Genomic DNA, 21393 nt, shown 5'->3' with positions numbered 1-21393 from the left:
TCTTGGCGGTTTTGCTGCATCTTGCATCCCACGGGAGGGCTGGATGGGCACATCGATCCGATGGACCGCGCGCATGCGCGCGCTGCTCCGCCGTTGGCAGGGCGCGCCGCTGACGTGGCTGATCGCCGGCGGCGTCGTGCTGATGGTCGCGATGGCGATCGGCACCGCTCTGACCGTCGACCGCTTCCGGCAGAATGCGATCGAGAGCGGCCGCGACAGCCTGGAGAGCGCCGTGCGGCTGCTGGCCCGGCACTTCGACCGCGAGTTCGAGGATTTCGCGGTGCTCCAGAAGAGCATCATCGCCGAGCTCGAAAGCCACGGCATCGAATCCGCCGAGATCTTCCGCAGCGAGATGGGCACCCTTGCGATGCACGAAGTGCTGCGCGCCAAAGCCAGCGGCTGGTCCGACGTCGCCGGCGCCAATTTGTTCGATTCCAGAGGCGTGCTGGTCAATTCGTCGAAGCGTTGGCCGGTCGCCGACATCTCGGTCTCCGACCGCGGCTATTTCAACCGGCTCATGAACGATCCCGCCGCACAGGAAGAGATCGAGGTCGTGCCCGGCCGGCTCGGCGACGGACCTGCGATCGTGTTCGCGCGGCGCGTCTCCGGTCCCCACGGCGAATTCCTCGGCATAGTGTCGCGCGCGATCACGCCGGAGCAACTGGAATCCTTCTTCGCATCGAGCGGGCTCGGCGAGGACTCCACGATCGCGATGCACCACCAGAACGGCCAGCTGCTCGCACGCATTCCGCATGTCGACGCGATGATCGGGCAGAACTACCGCAAGGGCACGCCCGAGCAGATGGCGGTGTTCGAGCGCACCTTCGTCACGACCCAGCTCGCGAGCCCGATGGACGGCAAGGACCGCATCGTCGCCTCGCGCATGCTGACCGGCGAACCGCTGGTCGTGGTCGCCACCCGATCGCTGGACGCGGCGCTCGCGACCTGGCACACCCAAACGAAATTCTTCGTCGCCGTCGCCATGCTGTCGATCGGCCTGCTCGTGCTTACGCTCTATCTGATCTTCCGCCAGATGACGCGCCGGCTGTCGATCGAGAAGCAGCGGCTCGACACCGCCCTGAACACGATGAATCAGGGCCTCCTGATGTTCGATCAGGACGAGCAGCTGATCGTCTGTAACCGGCGCTACATCGAGATGTACGGCCTCTCCGCCGACGTGGTAAAGCCCGGCGCCTATTTCCGCGATGTGATCCAGCACCGCTACGACACCGGCTCGCTCGAAGGCGACGTCGATGCCTATTGCGACGGGATCCTGAGCCAGGTCGAGCTCACGCAGAGCGCCATCGTGGAGACTTCCGACGGCCGCCTGATCGAGATCAAGAACCAGCCCGGCGCTTCCGGCGGCTGGCTCGCCACCCATGACGACGTCACCGAGCGCATCCGCGCCGACGAGCGCATTGCGCACATGGCACATTACGACGCGCTGACCGACCTGCCCAACCGCGTGCTGATGCGCGGCCATCTGGAGCGCCGCGTGGCGGAGCTGGCCCAGGGCAAGCCGTTCGCGATCCTCTATATCGACGTCGACGAGTTCAAGGGCGTCAACGATTCGCTCGGCCACGAGGTCGGCGACGAATTGCTGCGCCAGGTCGCAAACCGCCTGCGCGCCTGCGTCAGCGGCAACGATCTCGTCGCGCGTCTCGGCGGCGACGAGTTCGCTATCGTCAAGGCCGGAACCAGCGACCCGGCTGAACTGACGGCATTGGCTGAAGATATCCTTAAGGCGCTGCGTTCGCCCGTGAACTGCAAGGGCCAGGAGATTCCGACCGACGCCAGCATCGGCATCGCGATCGCGCCCGACCATGGCGACAATCTCGACGACCTGCTCAAGCGCGCCGATCTGGCGATGTACGCGGCGAAGTCCGAGGGCCGCCGCACCTTCCGCCTGTTCGTGCCCGAATACGACGCCAAAGCGCGGCTGCGCCGGCAGCTCGAGCTCGATCTGCGCCAGGCGCTCGCGCGCGGCGAGTTCGAGGTCCACTATCAGCCGCTGGTCGACCTTGCCGCCAATGTCGTCACCGGCTGCGAGGCGCTGCTGCGCTGGCGCCATCCCGAGCGCGGCATGATCTCGCCCGCCGACTTCATCCCGGTCGCCGAAGAGACCGGGCTGATCGGCGAGATCGGCGAATGGGTGCTGAAGCAGGCCTGTACCGAAGCCTCCAGCTGGCCGGGCGATATCCATGTCGCCGTCAACGTCTCGCCGGTGCAGTTCCGCGCCCGCACGCTGGCGCTCAAGGTCGCCGCCGCGCTCGCGGAATCAGGCCTCGCGCCCGGCCGGCTCGAGCTCGAGGTCACCGAAACCGTGCTGATCCGCGACGACGAGGAGGCGCTGACGATCCTGCAGCAGCTGCGCGAGCTCGGCGTGCGCATCGCGCTCGACGATTTCGGCACCGGCTATTCCTCGCTGAGCTACCTGCACCGTTTCCCCTTCGACAAGATCAAGATCGACCGCAGCTTCATCAGCGACATCGGCGAGCCCGAGGATTCGTCGCCGATCGTGCAGGCGGTGGTGCACATGGCCGCCGCCCGCCACATGGCGACGACGGCCGAAGGCGTCGAGACCGAGACCCAGCGCGACGTGCTGCGGCAGCTCGGATGCAGCCAGATGCAGGGTTGGCTGTTCAGCCCGGCGGTGCCGTCGGCAAAGCTGAAGCAATTGCTGGCCGCGCAGGCAGCGGCAGCTTAGCGCGCTCCTCGCCGCGCCCCGCGCGGGTTTCGGACCGCGAATTGACGTCCAGGGCCGCCTTATCGATTGACACGGCCGCCCGGGAGTGTTCACGTCGCCCCCGAACTGTATCGCGATGCCCAGTCGCTCGCGTGTTCGAGGCCGGCGGACCAGATCGCCGTTGCTGTCATCCTCACGATCGCAATGAAACTCCTGCGCAATCGGCTGCGTGCAGGACTGCCTCATTTCGCAGCCTAGCCAAGGAATCTCAATTGCAGGTCCTCGTCCGCGACAACAACATCGATCAGGCGCTTCGTGTTCTGAAGAAGAAGATGCAGCGCGAAGGCGTTTTTCGCGAGATGAAACAGCGGCGCTCCTACGAGAAGCCCTCCGAGAAAAAGACGCGCGAGAAAGCCGAGGCGATCCGCCGCGCCCGCAAGCTCGCCCGGAAGCAGTTGATCCGGGAAGGCCTGCTTCCCGCGCCGCCGAAAAAGAAGCTTCCGGAGCGCAAGCCCGGCTTGCCGCAGATCAACGCAAGACCCGCGAGCTGAACGTAGCCGCCCCCGGCGGCTGCGCTCTTCAGCGTAAGGGCTGGACCATGCGGAAAGCTTCGTCCAGCAGATGCGGCGTGTGCTTTCCCGGCGAGAGCCGGCACGCACGTTCGAAATAATCCTTCAGTGCCGGCCGGAACGACGGGTGCGCGGCATTGCCGATGACGACCGCAGCCCGCTGCTTCGGCGACAGGCCGCGCAAATCGGCAAGACCGTGCTCGGTCACGATGATCTGCACGTCGTGCTCGGTGTGATCGACGTGCGTCACCATCGGCACGATCGCCGAGATCGAGCCGCCCTTGGCGGTCGACGGCGTCATGAAGATCGAGAGATAGGCGTTGCGGGCGAAATCGCCGGAGCCGCCGATGCCGTTCATGATGGTGGTGCCGCGAATGTGGGTCGAGTTGACGTTCCCGTAGATGTCGGCCTCGATCAATCCGTTCATCGCGATCACGCCGAGCCTCCGGATCACCTCCGGATGGTTGGAGATCTCCTGCGTGCGCAGCACGATTTTCGTCTTGAGATTTTCGATGTCGCGATCGAATTGCCGGGTCGCGTCGGCACTGAACGACAGCGCGGTGGCGGAGGCGAGCACCATCCGGCCGGAGCGAACCAGGTTCAGCATGCCGTCCTGCAACACTTCGGTATAGGCGGTCAGCCCGGAGAACGGGCCGTTCTCGAGTCCCGCCATCACGGCATTGGCCACGTTGCCGACGCCGGACTGGATCGGCAGCAATTCCGGCGGCAGCCTGCCGCGGCGAACCTCGTGTCCGAGAAATTCGAGGATGTGGCCGGCGATCGCCTCGGATGTCGCATCAGGTGCGGCGAAGCTGGTGTCGCGGTCCGCGGCGTTGGTCTCGACCACGGCAATGACCTTGGCGGGATCGCAGCGAAACGTGGTCTCGCCGATCCTGTCGCCGGGCGCGATGATGGGGATCGGCTTGCGGTGCGGCGGCAGCCGGGTGCCGTAATAGACGTCGTGCATGCCTTGCAGCGCCGGGCTCATCCCCGAATTGACCTCGATAATGATGCGATCGGCCTGGTCCAGCCAGGTCTTGTTGTTGCCGATGGACTTCGAGGGCACCAGGCTGCCGTCCGGCAGGATGGCGGTGACCTCGATCAGCGCGACATCCAGGTGCCCGAGGAAGCCGAACCAGACAAACTGCGCGACATGGCTGAGGTGGATGTCGACGTAGTCCATCGCGCCTTCATTGATGCGCTCGCGCGTGATCGGATCGGACTGGTAGGGCAGGCGCAGCTCGACGCCGTTGACCTTGGCCAGCGCACCATCCAGCTCGGGCGCGGTCGAAGCGCCGGTCCACACGCCGATCCGGAACTGTTCGCCGCGCGAATGCGCCTGCTCGATCCGGCGCGCCAGTGCCGTCGGCACCGCCTTCGGGTGACCGGACCCGGTAAAGCCGCTCATGCCGACATTCGCGCCGTGCGGCACGAGCGCGGCGGCTTCATCGGCCGACATGATTTTCGAGCGAAATGCCGGCGACGCGATGCGCGAACGATCAAAGGACACGTGAACCTCTCTGGTTTGACGGGACTTTCCATCAAATCGGCTGTTGCCGGATGATTTAGATCAAGCGCTCTGCGGCGCGCGCCCTGCAACCGGTCGTCGTGACCCGGACGTGCTTCACCCGTCGCGATGAAAGCCCCGGGGCCGGCTACCAGACGATCGGGATGAACTTCACCCCTCGTTCGACCAATTCCTCGCAAAGACGATCCGCTCGTTCCCTGGTTGCGGGACCGACCAGACGATATTTGTCACCAAGCGCCTTGTCGGCGTCGACCTGACGGCGGATGCCATCATAGAGACGCAGGACGCTCTCGTCGCTGAGATGCTCGAAATTCCTGGCGGGAAGGGCCTGGACGGATCTCGCTGGCGAGTCGGCCCGCAGGCCCGAAAGAATATCCTCGATCGATTTCTTGTCGTCCATCGTTCAACTTATGTCCGTTGACCAGAATGGCTGCCAGCCGGACCCGCCGAGCGGCGGCCCGCCATGGTGATCAGGCCACGATTGCATCTTTTTCCTGACAACAACAGACCTGTAGACAATGTTCCAATTGGCGGTGCGGGAGCAGCCAATCGACGGCTTACCAATCGCATCGGCTCCTTCCGACGCGATCGATCGGAACGATTGCCTGTTTTTCCCGTTAGAGCCGCGTCCTGATTCATGGGACGCGCTCGCGGGTGTTCATGCCTATCTTCAGATATCTCATCTTCGTCGGTGGACTGCTGCTGTCGCTGCTGTTCGCCGCCGATCATTTTCTTCCGCCTGCCGTTGAGCCGATTTCGGCCGCCGAGGTGGACAGAAGCATCATCCGGATCAGCTCGACACGCCCTGTCCCTGAAAAGATCGTGTTCGACGTCTCGCATCCGTCCGTCCCGGCGGCTTCCGTTGTCGCCGACGTCGAACACGACGAGCAGCCTCCGCGCGAGGCGCTTGCGATGATGGCGCCGGAGCCCACGCCCGAGACGCAGCCGGCACGCACCGTCACCGAACACATCACCAAGCCACGGCACGCTGCCCGCCCCTCCCGAACATCCCACAGGCCATTCGAGCGGCGTTTGGCTTTCGAGCATCGCGAATTCCCTGGCGGCTGGTGAAACCGAATTCGGGCAGGTGGGCGGCCCGGCCCCGCGTGCCCCGATGCGATCCGGGATCAGAAGAGCAGGAGAGGAAAAACCATGAGATTTTTGGGACTGGCCGCAACGGCCGTGATAGCGACGATCGCATTGTCATCGCCGGCGTCGGCACGGCTGGGAGTAGCTCCCTTGACCTTGACCGACACGCAGAGCGACGCGGTGATCCAGGTCCGCGGCGGCCATGGTCACGGCCATGGTGGCTGGCACCGCAATCGCGGACATCACTATGGCTGGTACCGGGGACGCGGCAACTGGCGTCATCATCACCACTAGCCGAAACTGGCCGATGTCGCGGACTTCAGGCCGACGCCCGATCGCCTCCCAGCGATCGGGTTTCGGCGCGGCATCGCGCCGTCACTAAAACCCTCGCGTCACGCCGGCGGGGACGAGGCCCGGAAACGGAGGCGAATCCAAACCGGACCTCGTACCGTGACTTCACCGTGAAGGCGAGGCCAGCGATCAAGCAGCTAACGTCTCAGGAGGCCTCGAAGTTCACATCAGCCGCCGCTTTGCGGCGCGTACTTCGGCGAATTCGGCGTCGGGGTGGCTGATGATGGTGGCGACCATGATGCCGCTGATGATCAGCGACCAAGCGGTGTTCCAATAAATCCAAAACATCTGCCAGCCTCCGTTCGATCTCCACCGCCCGCGGGGATCAAGGTAACGGCAAGGCAAGGCTGCCGTTCCCGGCGCAATGTCCGGCACGATGAGGTGCGGCCCAAGCGCGGCGCTATTTTGTGTTGGTCGGCGGCGGCGGGCGATCGGTTTGACCGGTGTGGCGCTTTGCCACGACGTCTTCATCGCGCGCGCCTTCGCGCGGGCGCGGCAGGGACTTGGGCTGGCCGGCCTGGCCGCCATGCTTGCCGCCCATGTCGGGCTTGCCTTCAAGATCGTTCTCGCGGGGCATGCCGGGTCAATGCGCCGGCGAGGCAATTGTTCGCATCGGTTCCGCTGTTTTCGGCTGTGAACGAGTTCATAGGATCGCCGCTGTTTGCAGTGCACGATAGCGCGAGCCTTCACCGACGGATTTGGCTTGATGCGGGACCGACTCGTCGCCTGGACCATCCTGACATCGGCCCTGGTTGCGGTAACGGTTTGGACCGTGCTCGGACCGCCCGAGCACCCCTCCGGTCCGCATCTGCCGTCCCGCGGCTTGACCGCAGCGGCGCGCTAGCACTCACAACCGATACGATTTCGGCATCGATCGATCCCAATTGGAATTTGGTGCGGCGGCGCGGCTGCCGCTATCCTCCCCGGCAAAACAACAAGGCCGCGCCGGCCCAAGGAGGACGTCCATGTTCAGACCGACACGCCGCACCGCATCGCGCGCTGCGATCGTCACCGCCCTCGCTTTCCTTGCCCTCATTCCTGGAGTCCGCGCCGGCATGGCCGACACCTTCACCTATGTCGGCAACGCCGACAGCAACGACATCAGCGTGTTCAAGATGGCCGAAAGCGGCGAGATGACTTTGGTGCAGACCGCCGCCTTCACCGGCGTCGAGAAGCCCGGCTCCTCGACGCCGCTCGCGATCACGCCCGACCGCCGCGTGCTGATCGCCGGCGTCCGTTCGCAGCCCTTTCTCGCGGTGAGCTTTGCGATCGATCCCGGGACGGGCCGGCTCAGCCATATCGGCAACGGGCCGCTCGCCGACAGCATGGCCAATATCTCACTCGATCGCGGCGGCAAATTCCTGTTCAGCGCCTCCTACGGCGGCAACAAGGTCGCGCTCAATCCGCTGCAGGCGAGGGGCGTCGTGGGCGAGCCGAAGCAGGTGATCCCGACCGGACTCAACGCGCACGCCTTCCTGCCCTCGCCCGACAACCGCTTCGTGTTCGCAACCAATCTCGGCTCCGACCAGGTGCTGGCCTTCGCTTTCGATGCGACAGCCGGCACGCTCACGCCGAACGATCCGCCTGTCATCAAGCTGCCGGAGAAATCCGGACCGCGGCACTTCGTGTTCCACCCCAATGGCAAATTCGTCTATCTCGTCCACGAGCTGAACGGCGACGTCGCGGCGTTTGCCTATGAGGCCAGGAGCGGCGCCTGGGACGAGATCCAGCGCACCACCGCGCTGCCGAAAGGATTCTCCGGCAAAGAACCTGGCAAGAAGCCCTGGGCGGCCGACATCCACATCACCCCGGACGGCCGCTTCCTCTATGCCTCCGAGCGCACCACCAACACGCTGACCGCCTACAAGGTCGACGCGACAAGCGGCAAGCTGACCACGATCGGCAGCGTGCCGACCGAGAAGCAGCCGCGCGGCTTCCACATCGATCCCGCCGGGCGCTATCTCGCCGCCGTCGGCGAGATGTCGGACAGCATGACGGTCTATGCCATCGACCAGAGCAGCGGCGCACTGGCCAGGCTGAAATCCTATCCAACCGGCAAGAAGCCGAACTGGGTGGAGTTCTTGAGCCTGCCGTGAGCTTACCCTCCCCTGGAGGGGGAGGGTCGATCGCGCGCAGCGCGAGCGGGGTGGGGTGATCTCTCCGCTCGGGCACTGTTGGACGGGGAGAGTCCGTCACCCCACCCCGTCTCACATTTCGCTGCGCTCAATGTGAGCTGACCCTCCCCCTCCAGGGGAGGGTAAACGCTCCAGCGAACCTCTCGGCCTTGGCGGCGACTAATCCAACAGGCGGCATCGCGCCGCCTGCTGCCGCGGCATTCTCATCCGGCCGGACCATGGCCCGCCGCGGTCGCTTCTGCTATCGATGAGGCCGTCAAGGCCCCAACCGGAATGACCGATGCGTCCATTGCCTGCGCGTTCCTTTTCCCGACATCTCATTGCGCTCACCGGGCTGCTGCTGTCCGCCCAGCCCGTGCTCGCCGCCGATGACGACGCGCCCAAGGGGCCGGCGGTCACGGTGCTGAAGGTCGCAAAATCCTGCTTCTCGGACATCGTCGAGGCGACCGGCACGATCATCGCGCGCGAGGAGACCTCCGTGCGGCCCGAGCGGCCCGGCCTGAAGGTCACTGACGTGCTGGCGGAAGCCGGCGACACCACCACGGCCGGCCAGGTGCTGGCGCGGCTGGCGCTGCCGGAAGGCGGCTCGCTTCAGGTCACCGCCCCCGTGGCGGGTGTGATCGCGACGTCGACCGCGCAGATCGGCAACCTCGCCTCGGCCAAGGGCGAGGCGCTGTTCACCATCGTGGCGCGCAGCGAATACGATCTCGTCGGCCTGGTCGCGACCACCGATATTCGCAAGCTCGCGATCAATCAGCCGACCACCGTGCGCATTGCCGGTGCCGGCGACATCGACGGCAAGGTGCGCCGCATCGGGCCGACCGTCGAGCCCAACATCCAGCAGGGCCTGGTCTATATCGGCATCTCCTCGCAGAAGCGGCTGCTGCTGAATGCGAGCGGACGTGCGCTGATCAAGACCGGACAGAGCTGCAACGTCGCGGTGCCGCTGACCTCGGTGCAATATTCAACCGCTGGCACCGTGGTGCAGGTGATCCGCCGCAACCGCGTCGAGACCAAGCGCGTCGAGATCGGCTTGATGTCAGGCGGCAATATCGAGGTGCGGGAAGGTCTCAACGAAGGCGATATCGTCGTCGCCCGCGCCGGCGCGCTGCTCCGCGAAGGCGATCCGGTGCGCCCGGTGATGGCGGCGGAAGCGGCGAAGTAGGATTGTGCGTGTCCCGGACGCGCTGCAGCGCGTAGCGCTGCTGCGCAGAGCCGGGACCCTTCTCGTCACACAGCGATAGCTTAAAAAAACTGGGCCCCGGCTCAGCGTCGCATCATTGCATGATGCGCCGCGTCCGGGGCACGAGAGACCGTAGACCTGGAAAACCTAGCCGCCGGCTGCGTCGAAATGGACGTCTTCGAGCAGCGAGGAGGAGACGGTCGGGACCTGGTCGCCTTCGGAAGCGCGGGAGATAGCGACGCGGGTCTTGTTGAAGACGCTTTCGGCGCTGCCCTGCGCATTGAGATTGCCGAGCAGCTCGCTGACCAGCACGCTGTGCTCGCCCTTGCCGTCGTCGGCGACCTTGCCGGGCGAGGCCGAGGTGAGGATCAGCGCGTTGTCGGACGCGCTGATCGGCGCGAGTCCGTGGCTGTAGGAGCGGAAGCGGCGCTCGTAGGGGTTACGGCGTGAGGCGTCGACGACGACGAGCTTGGCCTTGGCGCCCTGCTCCTTCATCATGTCGAGCACGCCGTCGATGGAGACGCCCTGGCGGCGGACGTCGCTTTCCTTCCAGATCACGGCATCGACCGGCAGCATGTAGCTCTGGCGGCCGGCCTGCACGCCGAAGCCGCCGAAGAACAGCATGACGACGGTGTCGCGCTTGATCCGGGACTTCAGGCGGTTGACGGCGCGGACCATGTCGTCCTTGGTCGCGTCTTCCACCATGTCGACGTCAAAGCCGTTCTTGCGCAGCGACGAGGACAGCGCGCGGGCGTCGTTGATCGACTGCGTCAGCGGCGCGCCGGCGTCGGGATAGTGTCCATTGCCTATCACGAGGGCGAGGCGCGAAGCATGGCCGATCGAGCCGGTGACCTGGTCGGTCGTAACCGCCTTGGCGGCATCGAGCGCGCGCATGTTGAGGGCAGCATGGGCGCCGATCACGAGCGAGACCGTCCCGATAAGGGCTGCGGCCACCGCGATCGTGCGTCGGGAAATGTCGAGCTGCCTTACATTCATCTCGCTTCATTCCTGTCAGTGCCAAAGACCAGCCAAACGCGCGCACACAGTTTAAGTAGCGCGATAGCGTCTTCAGGTTTGAGGGATTGGCCGGGGGTGTGCCCCCGAATTGCGCGCAATTTGCGGCGCCGCACCAAACAAACCCTTAACCGGATATCGCCTCCCCGGCAATAGATTGCCCAAAATTTGAGCTAAGCCGCTGAATGTATTAGTTAATCTGCCGAACGAGATTTGCGCATTTTTCCCATCCCCGTAGCCTTGCGGGAGTCAAATATGCAGCCCTCGCGCCGGCTTTTTCCGTGACCATCATCACATTTGTATTTCCTGCGAATCCGGGTAGCTTTTTCAAAGACTTGCAGGGGGTGGCACGCAGGTGGGAGCGTGCCGGCCGGCCCCCGGCCGAGGCCCCGCGACCAGGTATTTCATGAGCTTTCATTATTTTGCCGGCGCCGCCTGCCGGGCGCTGCTGGCGCCGAAGGACGGCCCCTCTCTTTATGACGTCTGCGATCCCGTATTGTCTGCGACCACCAGCGGCGATCCGCATCTGGCCAAATTCTACAAGACCGCGCTCGGCAATCCCGCACTGCGGGTGCTGCTGCGACGCGCGGGCCTGCCCGAGCTGCGTGACGAGGCGAAGCTTGGCAAACTGCGCGCGGCGCTCGCGCACGCCCGCGACGAGGCCGAGCCCGACTGGGCGGCGGTCGGCCAGCCCGTCGCCGATCTCGTCGACAGCATCGCGCTCGACCATCCGAAACCGCCACCGGCGATGTTCACCGGCTCAGCGCCGCCGCAGGCGCAGATCGACGGCGTGATCCGCGACTGCGCGCAGCATCTGCTCGGCTCGTACCGCAAGAACGGCTTCCTGCCGACCTATGCGGCCTTCAATTTGATCGGCGACCCCGATTTTCGCGGGCGCGAGCTGATCATGGCGCTGACGGGGCTGAACGCGCGCGGCTACAAGAACTCCTCGCTGCTGTTCAACCTCGCCCGCGTCTTCATCGCGCGATCGCCGGCCCGTGCCGTCATCAATCCGCCCTGGACCGGCATCGCCGAGCCGATGTGGGAGCCGGTGCAGATCCGCCACCGCTCGGCCTATTACGACGCGTTCTTCATCGAGGCGCTGCTGAGCTACGCCGAGACCGGCCTCGCCTCGCCGGTCGACAAGATCGCGGCAGAGCGCGCCATCGCCGACATGGTGGATTTCTGCGTCAACATCAGCCGCGAGGAGGTCGAGGGCCTGGACGGCGCGCGGTTCAACGTCATCACCGCACTGGCGCCGGCGCCACATCCGCGCTTTTCGCGCTTCTTCGCGCAGATCAAGCAGGACCTCGGCTTCGGCGTCTACGTGCCGGATTGCGACACCACCGCGTGCTCGATCTCGGCGGCGACGCAGGCCGGCTGCACTGATCCGATCATCGACCAGCCGCTGCTGGATTTCTATTCGGGCTACCAGGTGCGCGCCGGCGTCAACGAGCCGCGCGTGACGGTGCCGATCAACGACAACATCGACTACGAGGGCGGGGTCGCGACCTGGATCGATAATCTCAAGGGTGAGCGGCCCTACGGCAACGATCTCGATCCGACGCTCAATCTCGACATTCTCGAGGTGAGCTTTCGTAACCTTGCGCGCTGGAAGATCCTGGAGACGCCGGCGCGGCTTGCCACCGTGCATCGCATCATCGGCTTCCAGAAGCGGCTTGCCGCCAGCGGCGCCTTCGCCAATCCGCGCTCGCACATTTACTATCTGCCGGAGCTCTACAGCGCCTATTTCGGCCGCTGCTATGCAGCCTTCCTGGCGCTGCCGCTGGCGGCGCAGGCCGCGATCGACCCTCACGGCGATTTCGACTTCATCCGCCACCGCGTGCTGTCCTACGTCAAGGGCGAGCTGATGGCCGCGGAGATGAACGTGTTCGACGCTGCGCTGGCGCTGATCGCGCTCGGCCATCTCGGCGCCGACCCGCGTGCGTTCGCACCGGCGCTGAACGTGATCGTCGCCAGCCTCGGCGAAGGCGGCCGCCGCGGGCCGTTCCGCGCCTATGAATGGAACAAGATGAAGACGCCGACACGGATTCTGGTGGGCGGACCGGAAGTGACGTCGGCGTTCGTGCTGATGGGGCTCGCGGTGGCGAAGCGAGCGATGGCCGGACGGGGATAGCCCGGTCTCGTGCCCCGGGCTCTGCGGAGCGGCGTTGCACGCCGCACCGCGTCCGGGACACGAGAGCGGAGAAGACCCTCGCGCAATGACGGGAAGTTGAAAGGTCAATCGTCAGGCAGGCGCTGGCCGGGCGGACAAAAGCCGACCACAATTGCGGGCTCTATCGAGATTTTCTTCACACGCGGACCGGCATGTTGCGAAAATTCCTGATTGCGCTGTCATTGCTCGGCTTGTGCCAGCTCACCTTGCCCTCGCTGGCTGAGGCCGCCGACGTCACCGGCACGGCAAAAGTCCGCGACGGCGATTCCGTGGTGATCGGCAACACGCGGATCCGGCTCGGCGGCATCGACGCGCCGTCCTCCGACCAGCTCTGCCTCAACACCAAGGGCGAGCGCTGGACCTGCGGCGTCGCCGCGCGCGACGAGCTCGCCAAATATGCCGAGGGCAAGACCTGGCTCTGCCATACCCGCGCGATCGACCGGCGCGGCCGCACCGTGGCGCGCTGCGAGGTCGGCGGCGAGGACATCCAGAAATGGCTGGTGCGGAGCGGCTGGGCCTTGTCCTACACCCGCGTCTCGCATGACTACGACGCCGACGAGGCCGCCGCGCGCGAGGCAAAAGCCGGCATGTGGCAGGGCGCCTTCATCGCGCCCTGGGACTGGCGCGTGCGCAACAAGAAGACGACCATATTGGGCGCGACCAAGCCGCCGGACGGCACCCATTCGATCCTGCTCGCCTCCGCCTCGGGGCCGGTCGCGCCCTCGCCCGACTGCACCATCAAGGGCAACGTCAACAGCGCCGGCGAGTGCATCTTTCACCCGCCGACCAGCCGCTGGTACTCTCAGATCAAGATGCGGATCAGCAAGGGCACCCGCTGGTTCTGCTCGGTGGAAGAGGCTGAGGCCGCCGGCTGCCGCGAAACGAAGAGATAGAGCATGGTCCGGAAAAGTGTGAAGCGGTTTTCCGACAAGACCATGCTCAAAACAAAAAGCTACCTCAGACCTGCGTTTTAGGCGCTTTTCTTGCATCGCAGCGCCGCGTAAAAGCATGAATCAGCGACCCACCACCCTGTTCTCAAGCAACAAGGACTGACCGCAATGACCGTTCGCGCGGGCCGGGAATTTCTGGCCATCCCCGGGCCCACCACGATGCCCGACGCCGTGTTGCAGGCGATGCATCGTCCGGCGATCGACATCTACTCCAAACAGATGACCGATCTGACCGAGAGCCTGCTCCGCGACATCTCGGGCCTGTTTGCCACCAAGGGCAAGTCCTACATCTACATCGCCAACGGCCATGGCGCCTGGGAAGCCGCGCTGAGCAACGTGCTGTCGCGCGGCGACAAGGTGCTGGTTCTGGAGAGCGGACGCTTCGCGATCGGCTGGGGCCATGCCGCAGCCCTGATGGGCGCCGAGGTCGAGGTGCTCAAGGGCGACTGGCGCCGCGCAGTGCGGCCGCACGAGGTCGAGGAACGCCTGCGCCGCGACAAGGAGCACGCGATCAAGGCCGTCGTCGTCGTCCAGGTCGACACGGCCTCGGGCGTGCAGAACGACATCGAGGCGATCGGCAAGGCGATCAAGGCGAGCGGCCATCCGGCTTTGTACATGGTCGACACCGTGGCCTCGCTCGGCTGCATGCCGTTCGAGATGGACAAATGGGGCGTCGACGTCGCGATGTCCGGCTCGCAGAAGGGCCTGATGACGCCGCCCGGCCTCGGCTTCGTCGCCGCCAATGCGCGCGCGCTCGAAGTGCAGAAGAAGGCCAATATGAGCACCCCTTACTGGAGCTGGAGCGAACGCGAGGGCAGCGAGCACTATCGCAAATATGCCGGCACCGCGCCGGTGCATCTGCTGTTCGCGCTGCGCCAGGCGATCGACCTGCTGCACGAGGAAGGGCTTGAGAACGCCTTCCGCCGCCACAGCCTGCTCGGCGAAGCCACGCGCCGCGCGGTCTCCGCATGGTCGGAAGGCCAGGTGCTCGGCTTCAACATCGCGGAAGCCAGCGAACGCTCCAACACCGTGACCACGGTGACCATGAGCAACGGCTACGATCCGGCCGTGCTGCAACGCTATTGCAAGGAGAAGTGCGGCGTCGTGCTCGGCACCGGCATCGGCGATCTCTCGGGCCAGGCGTTCCGCATCGCCCATATGGGCCACGTCAACGCACCGATGCTGCTCGGCACGCTCGGAGTGATCGAGGTCGGCCTCAACGCGCTGAAGATCCCGCACGGCAAGGGCGGACTGGAAGCGGCGGTCGCGTATCTCGGCGAAGAGGTGGCGGCGTAGGGCGAAAGCCAACGCTCCACACTCCGCCGTCGTCCCGGGGCGCGCATGGCGCGAACCCGGGACCCATAACCACAGGGAGTGGTTTGGCGAAGACTCGGAGTCGCCAGTTCGGGCGATAACTCCTGCCCGGGGTTATGGGTCCCGGATCTGCGCTTCGCTTGTCCGGGACGACAGCGGAGTGATTGGCTACGGTTGCGGTACCCGATACGCTTCGACCTGCGCCTTCAGTTCCTCCAGCGACGCGAGCGGCTTCTTCGGATCGACGCGGTATTCCCCGCTCGCCAGCCATCCCAGCACCATCGCATCCACCACCGGCGAATGATGGATGACGTCGCTGTAATTGCCGAGCTCGTGCGTCACCGCCTTGATCGCGCGAAAGTCGTGCAGGCGGACGTTCGGAAGCTGCGACAGGCGCTGCGCGATGTGGGTGGTGAGATCGATGACGATCTTCAGCGTCGCCGGCGAGGCATCGCGCATCGCGACGAATTGCAGGATCGAATAGGGCGGGAAGTAGATATCGAAGGTCACGTCCGGATGGCGCGTGACGAGGCCTGCAACGTCGTGCTCGAAATGTCGCACCATGGCCTCATAGCCATAGCCTTCGCCGAGGAAGCGGCTGCGGACAGGATCAGTGATATAGGCGAAGGCGGCAAGCGTCCTCTCCGCATTGTAGCCGCGCGCGACGTCGAAATTCCGCGGCAGGGCGTAGATGTCGTCGACGTCGGACAACGCGAACTTGACGGGAAGATAAGGTGCCGCCCGTGTCAGCGGGTCCCGCAGCGGCGGAACCGATCGCAGCAACGCGAACAGGGATTCCTTCGCCATTGCGGCGCTGAACAGATAGGACGCGATGCCCTTCGGCGTCCTGCGATAGAGATCGACGGAGAGATACGGATCGACCTCGATATCGGCCGCATCGACGAAGCTGAAATCGTCCATTGCCCAGATCACGCGCCGCGCGCCGCGGTCGATTGCTTGCTCTAGCACGAATCCCTGCTGGCGCGAGTTGGACCCGGTCATCGCCAGCTTGAGCGAGCGGACGCCGAGCGCGCGGTCGATGTCGCTCTGGCGAAAGTGGATCGCGAGCGAGGTGCCCATGAAGGCGGTGTTGAACGACTGGCTGCGGATCAGCCCGGCATTCTGCACGCGCGTGTCTTCGGAGTAACCGGCTGCGACGAGACGCGCGGGACGGAACAGTTGCAGGGGGTCGACGACGAAGATGAGCGCGGCCGCGCCCAGCACGCAGGCGATGCTCGCGAGGATGAGACGCTTCAGACTGGTGAAGGCGCTGCGCATCAGAACCGGAAATAGATGAATTCGCTGTGGCTCTGGATGCCGAGAATCCCGAGCGCGAGCACCAACGATGCGCCATAGAGGACCAACGGCCGCATGCGCTCTGCCCGCAAGGTCTCGCCGACCTGGCGATTGCCATGATCATATCCCATGATCGCTTGCGTGTTCGGCGCCAGCCACACCAGCGCCGCGTAGATCGATATCATCACCAGTGCCGCGATCTCCTCGCGCCCGAACACGATAGTCGCGGGATCCGCCATCGCGTGGAGGATCCGCAGCGCCCAATCGACCCGCTCGGCGCGGAAGAACACCCAGGCGACGACGACGGCGAGGAAAGTCAACACGGCGCCGGCGAAACGAACCGGCCGCGCAAGGATCGCCGGGACGTTCGGCACCAGCGCGTTGAAGGCATGGTTGACGCAGAGATAGGCGCCGTGCAGCGCGCCCCAGATGACAAACGTCCAGGCCGCGCCGTGCCAGAGCCCGCCGAGCAGCATCGTGATCAGCAGGTTGACGTAACGCAGCACGCGGCCGTGGCGGTTGCCGCCGAGCGGGATATAGAGATAGTCGCGCAAGAACTGCGACAAGGTCATGTGCCAGCGCCGCCAGAACTCGACGATGCTGGTCGCCTTGTAGGGCGAGTTGAAATTGACCGGCAGGAAGATGCCGAACATCAGCGAGATCCCGACCGCCATGTCGGAATAGCCGGAGAAGTCGAAATAGAGCTGGAACGTGTAGGCGAGCACGCCACACCATGCCTGGTCGAAGCTCGGCGCGCGCGCGTCGAAGGCGAGCGCGACCAGCGGCTGGATGCCGTCGGCAAGGCAGGTCTTCTTGAACAGGCCGATGGCGAAGATGATGATTCCGCACAGCATCAGATGCGGGTCCGGATGCTTGGACTCCTCGCGCTCGAATTGCGGGATCATGTCCTTATGGTGGAGGATCGGCCCGGCGATCAGATGCGGAAAATACGTCACGAACACCGCATAATGCGGCAGTGCATAGGCAGCGACCTGGCCGCGATACGCATCGACCAGGAACGCGATCTGGGTGAAGGTGTAGAAGGAGATGCCGACCGGCAGCAGGATGTGGACTGCGGCATGCGTGCCGAACAGCGCGTTGATGTTGTCGGCGGCAAAGCCGGCATATTTGAAGACGCCGAGCACGAGGAGATCGCCGACGACACCGAGCGCGAGCGCGGCCTTTCGCTGCGGCGGGGTGAGCTTCGCCACGATGAGGAGATGGCCGACGCCGTAATTGAAGGCGATCGACAGCAGCAACAGGGCCACGAACTGCCAGCTGCCGATGGCGTAGAAGGCGAGCGAGGCCAGCGCCAGCCAGATCACCGGGGCCAGATTGCTGCGCCGCCCGAGCCAGAAATACCCGGCCAGCACGACCGGCAGGAACAGCAGGATGAACGGATAGGAATTGAACAGCATCAGGCTGGACCGGCGGCGGGATATCGTCCCTAAAGCATACAAGGAGCCCATCAACAACCCGGCGACTTGGCGCGGTCGCTGGCAATTCGTTAGATCGGGACGATATAAGACGGGACAGACATCTGAACGAGGACCGAGTGACCCAGACCAAGACACCCTCCCAGCCCCCCGTCGCCCCGCGCCGGCCGCATTCCTTTACGCGGCACGGGATCACCGTGACCGACGACTATGCCTGGCTGAAGGACGAGAAATGGCAAGAGGTGTTGCGCGAGCCCAAGGTGCTCGATCCGGATATCCGAAAATATCTCGATGAAGAGAACGTCTACACCGAAAGCCTGCTCGGCCACACCGGCGCCCTGCAGAAGACGCTGGTGCGCGAGATGCGCGGGCGGATCAAGGAGGACGATTCCAGCGTGCCCTCGCCGGATGGTCCGTTCGCTTATTTCCGCAAGTTCCGCGAAGGCGGGCAGCACGAGCTGTTCGGCCGCATGCCGCGCGACGGCGGCGAGGGTCATGTCGTGCTCGACGGCGACGCGCTGGCCAAGGACCACACCTATTTCAAGTTCGGCGGCAGCCGCCACTCCAACGATCACAAGCTGCAGGCCTGGAGCGCCGACACCAAGGGCTCCGAATATTTTTCGATCCGTGTCCGCGACTGGGCCACGGGCAAGGATCTCGACGACGTCGTCGAGGAGACCGATGGCGGCGTGGTCTGGGCTGCGGACGCCAGGTCCTTCTTCTACGTGAAGCTCGACGACAATCACCGGCCGATGCAGGTGTGGCGGCACAAGCTCGGCACCAAGCAGGCCGACGACACGCTGGTCTACGAAGAGCAGGATGCCGGCTGGTTCACCCATCTGCAAGAGAGCACCAGCGGCCGCTTCTGCGTGATCGCCGGCGGCGACCACGAGACCTCGGAACAGCGGCTGATCGATCTCGCGCACCCCGAAGCGCCGCCGCGGCTGGTCGCGGCGCGCGAGGAAGGCGTGCAATATTCGCTGGCCGACCGCGGCGACGAGCTCTTCATCCTCACCAATGCCGATGACGCCATCGACTTCAAGATCGTCACGGCGCCGCTTGGCTCGCCGGAGCGCAACAACTGGCGCGATCTGATCCCGTATCGTCCGGGGATCTACATCATCGATCTCGATCTCTATGCCGGCCATCTGGTGCGGCTGGAGCGCGCCAATGCGCTGCCGTCGATCTTGATCCGCGATCTCGTGACGAAAGAAGAGCACGCGATCGCGTTCGACGAAGCGGCTTATTCGCTCGACACGATGGGATCCTACGAATTCGAGACGACGAATTTGCGCTTCGCCTATTCGTCGATGACGACGCCGTCGGAGGTCTACGACTACGACATGGTCAAGCGGACGCGCACCTTGCGCAAGCGCCAGGAGATTCCGTCCGGCCACGATGCCGCCGACTACGTCACCACGCGCATCATGGCGAAGGCGCATGACGGCGCCGAGGTGCCGGTGTCGATCCTCTATCGTCGCGGCCTCGAGCTCGACGGATCGGCGCCGCTGCTGCTCTACGGCTACGGCTCCTACGGCATGGCGATGCCGGCCTCGTTCAACGCCAACCGCCTGTCGCTGGTCGACCGCGGCTTCGTCTACGCCATCGCCCATATTCGCGGCGGCGCCGACAAGGGCTGGGGCTGGTATCTCGACGGCAAGCGCGAGAAGAAGACCAACAGCTTCGACGATTTCGCGGCCAGCGCCCGCGCGCTGATCGATGCGAAGTACACCAGCGCAAAGCGCATCGTCGGCCATGGCGGCTCGGCCGGCGGCATGTTGATGGGCGCGGTGGCGAACCGCGCCGGCGAGTTGTTCGCGGGCATCGTCGCCGAGGTGCCCTTCGTCGACGTGCTCAACACCATGCTCGATGATACGCTGCCGCTGACGCCGCCGGAATGGCCCGAATGGGGCAACCCGATCGAGAGCGAGAAGGACTTTCGCACCATCCTGTCCTACTCGCCCTACGACAATGTCGCCGCGAAGGAGTATCCGGCAATCCTGGCGATGGGCGGCTTGACCGATCCGCGCGTCACCTATTGGGAGCCGGCCAAGTGGATCGCCCGCCTGCGCGCCACCATGAGCGGCGGCGGCCCGGTGCTCCTGCGCACCAACATGGGCGCCGGCCACGGCGGCGCGTCTGGTCGCTTCGACCGGCTCGACGAGGTCGCGATCGTCTACGCGTTCGCGCTGTGGGCGGCGGGGATGGCGCAGGCCTGAGCGTAATCTCGTAGCCCGGATGGAGCGGAAGCGAAATCCGGGACCTTATCCAAAACAAGCACCGCCCCGGATTGCGCTACGCTCCATCCGGGCGACAGGAGCGAGCATGCGACGTTACATCAAGCGGGATTTTCCGACCTCGAACGTCCGCCGCCTGCTCGAGCCGGGGCCCATCGTCCTGGTGAGCTCGGCCCACAAGGACGAGACCAACATCATGACGATGGGCTGGCACATGATGATGGAATTCTCGCCGGCGCTGGTGGCCTGCGTCATCTCGAGCGCGAACCACAGTTTCGACCTGATCCGCAAGAGCCGCCAATGCGTGATCAACATCCCGACCGCCGACCTCGCAACGACGGTCGTGAAGATAGGCAACAGCTCCGGGCGCGATATCGACAAGTTCGGCGAATTCGGCCTGACGCCCAAACCGGGCACGCATGTCCGGGCGCCGCTGATCGACGAGTGCTACGCGAGCTTCGAATGCCAGCTTGCCGACGCCAGCCAGGTGAAAAAGTACAACATGTTCGTGTTCGAAGTGGTCAAGGCGCACGTGGCGACGGCGCCGAAGCTGCCAAAGACCATCCACTATCGCGGCGACGGCGAATTCATGATCTCCGGCGCCGAGACACGCAAGTACCGGAAGCTGTTCCGGCCCGGGATGCTGTGATCGTTCCGCGACCGGCGCCTGCTACCGCCCGTTCTTCTTCCGCCAGTCCGCAAAGTCGATGAGCGTCTGCGGATCTGTGGCCGGATAGAGACCGAAGATGCCGCGGCCCTTGCCGACTTCCTCGGTGACGAAGTCCTCGAACGCCGTCATCTCGAAGGTTTCGTTGGCGATCTCTTCGGCGAGATGCGCGGGGATCGCGATGACGCCGTCGGCATCGCCGAGGATGACGTCGCCGGGGAACACCGGCGCGTCACCGCAGCCGATTGGCACGTTGATCTCAATGGCTTGGTGCAGCGTCAGGTTGGTCGGCGCGGACGGGCGATGGTGATAAGCGGGAATGCCGAGCCTGGCGATCTCGGCGGAATCGCGAAAACCGCCGTCGGTGACGACGCCGGCAACGCCGCGCTTCATCAACCGCGTCACCAGGATCGCGCCGGCCGAAGCCGCGCGCGCGTCCTTGCGGCTGTCCATCACCAGCACCGAACCGGGCGGACAATCCTCGACCGCCTTGCGCTGCGGATGCGAGCGGTCCTTGAACACGTCGATCGTGTTGAGATCCTCCCGCGCCGGCATGTAGCGCAGGGTGAAAGCCTCCCCAACCATGGTCGGCTGGTCCGCGCCCAGGGGATGCACATCCTGGATCATCTGGATGCGCAGGCCGCGCTTGAACAAAGCGGTGGCGACAGTGGCGGTGGAGACGGATTTGAGCTTGGTGCGGGTGGCTTCGGACAGTTTGGTCATGGTGTGCTCTCTCTTTCGTCATTCCGGGGCGCGCCACTT

At 65.0% G+C, this 21393-nt stretch carries 20 protein-coding genes; 12 read left to right on the top strand and 8 right to left on the bottom strand.

The window, feature by feature from the left end; translation table 11 throughout:
* Positions 1-43: 43 nt before the first annotated feature.
* Positions 44-2707 carry a bifunctional diguanylate cyclase/phosphodiesterase gene (locus tag F8237_RS16770; protein ID WP_151646332.1) on the top strand — a complete coding sequence of 888 codons (2664 nt, stop codon included), beginning with the start codon at positions 44-46 and terminating at the stop codon, positions 2705-2707.
* A gap of 251 nt (positions 2708-2958) precedes the next feature.
* Positions 2959-3237: a 30S ribosomal protein S21 gene (gene rpsU, locus F8237_RS16765; protein WP_151650573.1), complete on the top strand. Its 279-nt coding sequence runs from the start codon at positions 2959-2961 to the stop codon at positions 3235-3237.
* 28 nt (positions 3238-3265) lie between these two features.
* Here rpsU and F8237_RS16760 read toward each other — a convergent pair whose 3' ends face one another.
* The gene (locus F8237_RS16760) at positions 3266-4714 is read right to left on the bottom strand and encodes an acetyl-CoA hydrolase/transferase family protein (protein WP_151650572.1); all 1449 of its coding nucleotides are present in this window, start codon (positions 4712-4714) and stop codon (positions 3266-3268) included.
* Between the two features lie 196 nt (positions 4715-4910).
* On the bottom strand, positions 4911-5183 hold the full coding sequence (locus F8237_RS16755) for a hypothetical protein (RefSeq protein WP_151646330.1): 273 nt from the start codon (positions 5181-5183) through the stop codon (positions 4911-4913).
* A 260-nt stretch (positions 5184-5443) separates the two neighbouring features.
* Here F8237_RS16755 and F8237_RS16750 point away from each other — a divergent pair, with 260 nt between their 5' ends.
* Together F8237_RS16750 and F8237_RS16745 are read left to right on the top strand one after the other, a co-directional pair.
* On the top strand, positions 5444-5854 hold the full coding sequence (locus tag F8237_RS16750) for a hypothetical protein (protein ID WP_151646328.1): 411 nt from the start codon (positions 5444-5446) through the stop codon (positions 5852-5854).
* A gap of 81 nt (positions 5855-5935) precedes the next feature.
* Positions 5936-6166: a hypothetical protein gene (locus F8237_RS16745; protein ID WP_151646327.1), complete on the top strand. Its 231-nt coding sequence runs from the start codon at positions 5936-5938 to the stop codon at positions 6164-6166.
* Positions 6167-6385: 219 nt separating this feature from the next.
* Here F8237_RS16745 and F8237_RS37225 read toward each other — a convergent pair whose 3' ends face one another.
* Positions 6386-6511 carry a hypothetical protein gene (locus F8237_RS37225; protein WP_259174431.1) on the bottom strand — a complete coding sequence of 42 codons (126 nt, stop codon included), beginning with the start codon at positions 6509-6511 and terminating at the stop codon, positions 6386-6388.
* Positions 6512-6623: 112 nt separating this feature from the next.
* A complete protein-coding gene (locus tag F8237_RS36360) occupies positions 6624-6800 on the bottom strand; it encodes a hypothetical protein (protein ID WP_154696362.1) in 177 nt (58 codons plus the stop codon).
* 129 nt (positions 6801-6929) lie between these two features.
* On the opposite strand from F8237_RS36360, the gene F8237_RS36630 reads away from it, so the two are divergent.
* The 3 genes from F8237_RS36630 to F8237_RS16730 all read left to right on the top strand — a co-directional run bounded on the left by F8237_RS36630 (position 6930) and on the right by F8237_RS16730 (position 9523).
* Positions 6930-7067, top strand: a complete 138-nt coding sequence (locus F8237_RS36630; protein WP_154696361.1) for a hypothetical protein — start codon at positions 6930-6932, stop codon at positions 7065-7067.
* Between the two features lie 121 nt (positions 7068-7188).
* Positions 7189-8319, top strand: a complete 1131-nt coding sequence (locus F8237_RS16735) for a lactonase family protein (protein WP_151646325.1) — start codon at positions 7189-7191, stop codon at positions 8317-8319.
* A 319-nt stretch (positions 8320-8638) separates the two neighbouring features.
* Positions 8639-9523, top strand: coding sequence for an efflux RND transporter periplasmic adaptor subunit (locus tag F8237_RS16730; RefSeq protein ID WP_151646323.1), 885 nt, complete (start codon positions 8639-8641; stop codon positions 9521-9523).
* A 165-nt stretch (positions 9524-9688) separates the two neighbouring features.
* Here F8237_RS16730 and F8237_RS16725 read toward each other — a convergent pair whose 3' ends face one another.
* Positions 9689-10537, bottom strand: coding sequence for a caspase family protein (locus tag F8237_RS16725; RefSeq protein ID WP_151646320.1), 849 nt, complete (start codon positions 10535-10537; stop codon positions 9689-9691).
* 424 nt (positions 10538-10961) lie between these two features.
* On the opposite strand from F8237_RS16725, the gene F8237_RS16720 reads away from it, so the two are divergent.
* The 3 genes from F8237_RS16720 (at position 10962) to F8237_RS16710 (ending at position 14977) form a co-directional block, all read left to right on the top strand.
* Positions 10962-12692 carry a hypothetical protein gene (locus F8237_RS16720; protein ID WP_151646318.1) on the top strand — a complete coding sequence of 577 codons (1731 nt, stop codon included), beginning with the start codon at positions 10962-10964 and terminating at the stop codon, positions 12690-12692.
* Between the two features lie 191 nt (positions 12693-12883).
* A complete protein-coding gene (locus F8237_RS16715; RefSeq protein WP_151646316.1) occupies positions 12884-13624 on the top strand; it encodes a thermonuclease family protein in 741 nt (246 codons plus the stop codon).
* A 165-nt stretch (positions 13625-13789) separates the two neighbouring features.
* A complete protein-coding gene (locus F8237_RS16710) occupies positions 13790-14977 on the top strand; it encodes a pyridoxal-phosphate-dependent aminotransferase family protein (protein WP_151646314.1) in 1188 nt (395 codons plus the stop codon).
* A gap of 186 nt (positions 14978-15163) precedes the next feature.
* Here the strand turns inward: F8237_RS16710 and F8237_RS16705 are convergent, their stop codons facing one another.
* The gene (locus tag F8237_RS16705) at positions 15164-16273 is read right to left on the bottom strand and encodes a hypothetical protein (RefSeq protein WP_151646312.1); all 1110 of its coding nucleotides are present in this window, start codon (positions 16271-16273) and stop codon (positions 15164-15166) included.
* The gene (locus tag F8237_RS16700; RefSeq protein WP_151646310.1) at positions 16273-17709 is read right to left on the bottom strand and encodes an MBOAT family O-acyltransferase; all 1437 of its coding nucleotides are present in this window, start codon (positions 17707-17709) and stop codon (positions 16273-16275) included. Before F8237_RS16700 ends, F8237_RS16705 begins: the two co-directional genes overlap by 1 nt.
* A 137-nt stretch (positions 17710-17846) precedes the next feature.
* Here F8237_RS16700 and F8237_RS16695 point away from each other — a divergent pair, with 137 nt between their 5' ends.
* The gene (locus F8237_RS16695) at positions 17847-19946 is read left to right on the top strand and encodes a S9 family peptidase (protein ID WP_151646308.1); all 2100 of its coding nucleotides are present in this window, start codon (positions 17847-17849) and stop codon (positions 19944-19946) included.
* A gap of 106 nt (positions 19947-20052) precedes the next feature.
* A complete protein-coding gene (locus F8237_RS16690) occupies positions 20053-20613 on the top strand; it encodes a flavin reductase family protein (protein WP_151646306.1) in 561 nt (186 codons plus the stop codon).
* A gap of 21 nt (positions 20614-20634) precedes the next feature.
* Here F8237_RS16690 and F8237_RS16685 read toward each other — a convergent pair whose 3' ends face one another.
* The gene (locus F8237_RS16685; RefSeq protein ID WP_151646304.1) at positions 20635-21354 is read right to left on the bottom strand and encodes a ribonuclease activity regulator RraA; all 720 of its coding nucleotides are present in this window, start codon (positions 21352-21354) and stop codon (positions 20635-20637) included.
* Positions 21355-21393: the final 39 nt, after the last annotated feature.

This window comes from Bradyrhizobium betae (genome assembly GCF_008932115.1).
Classification (GTDB): domain Bacteria; phylum Pseudomonadota; class Alphaproteobacteria; order Rhizobiales; family Xanthobacteraceae; genus Bradyrhizobium; species Bradyrhizobium betae.
The sequence above is the reverse complement of the archived record's forward strand: the minus strand, read 5'-3'. Positions and strand labels throughout refer to the sequence as shown.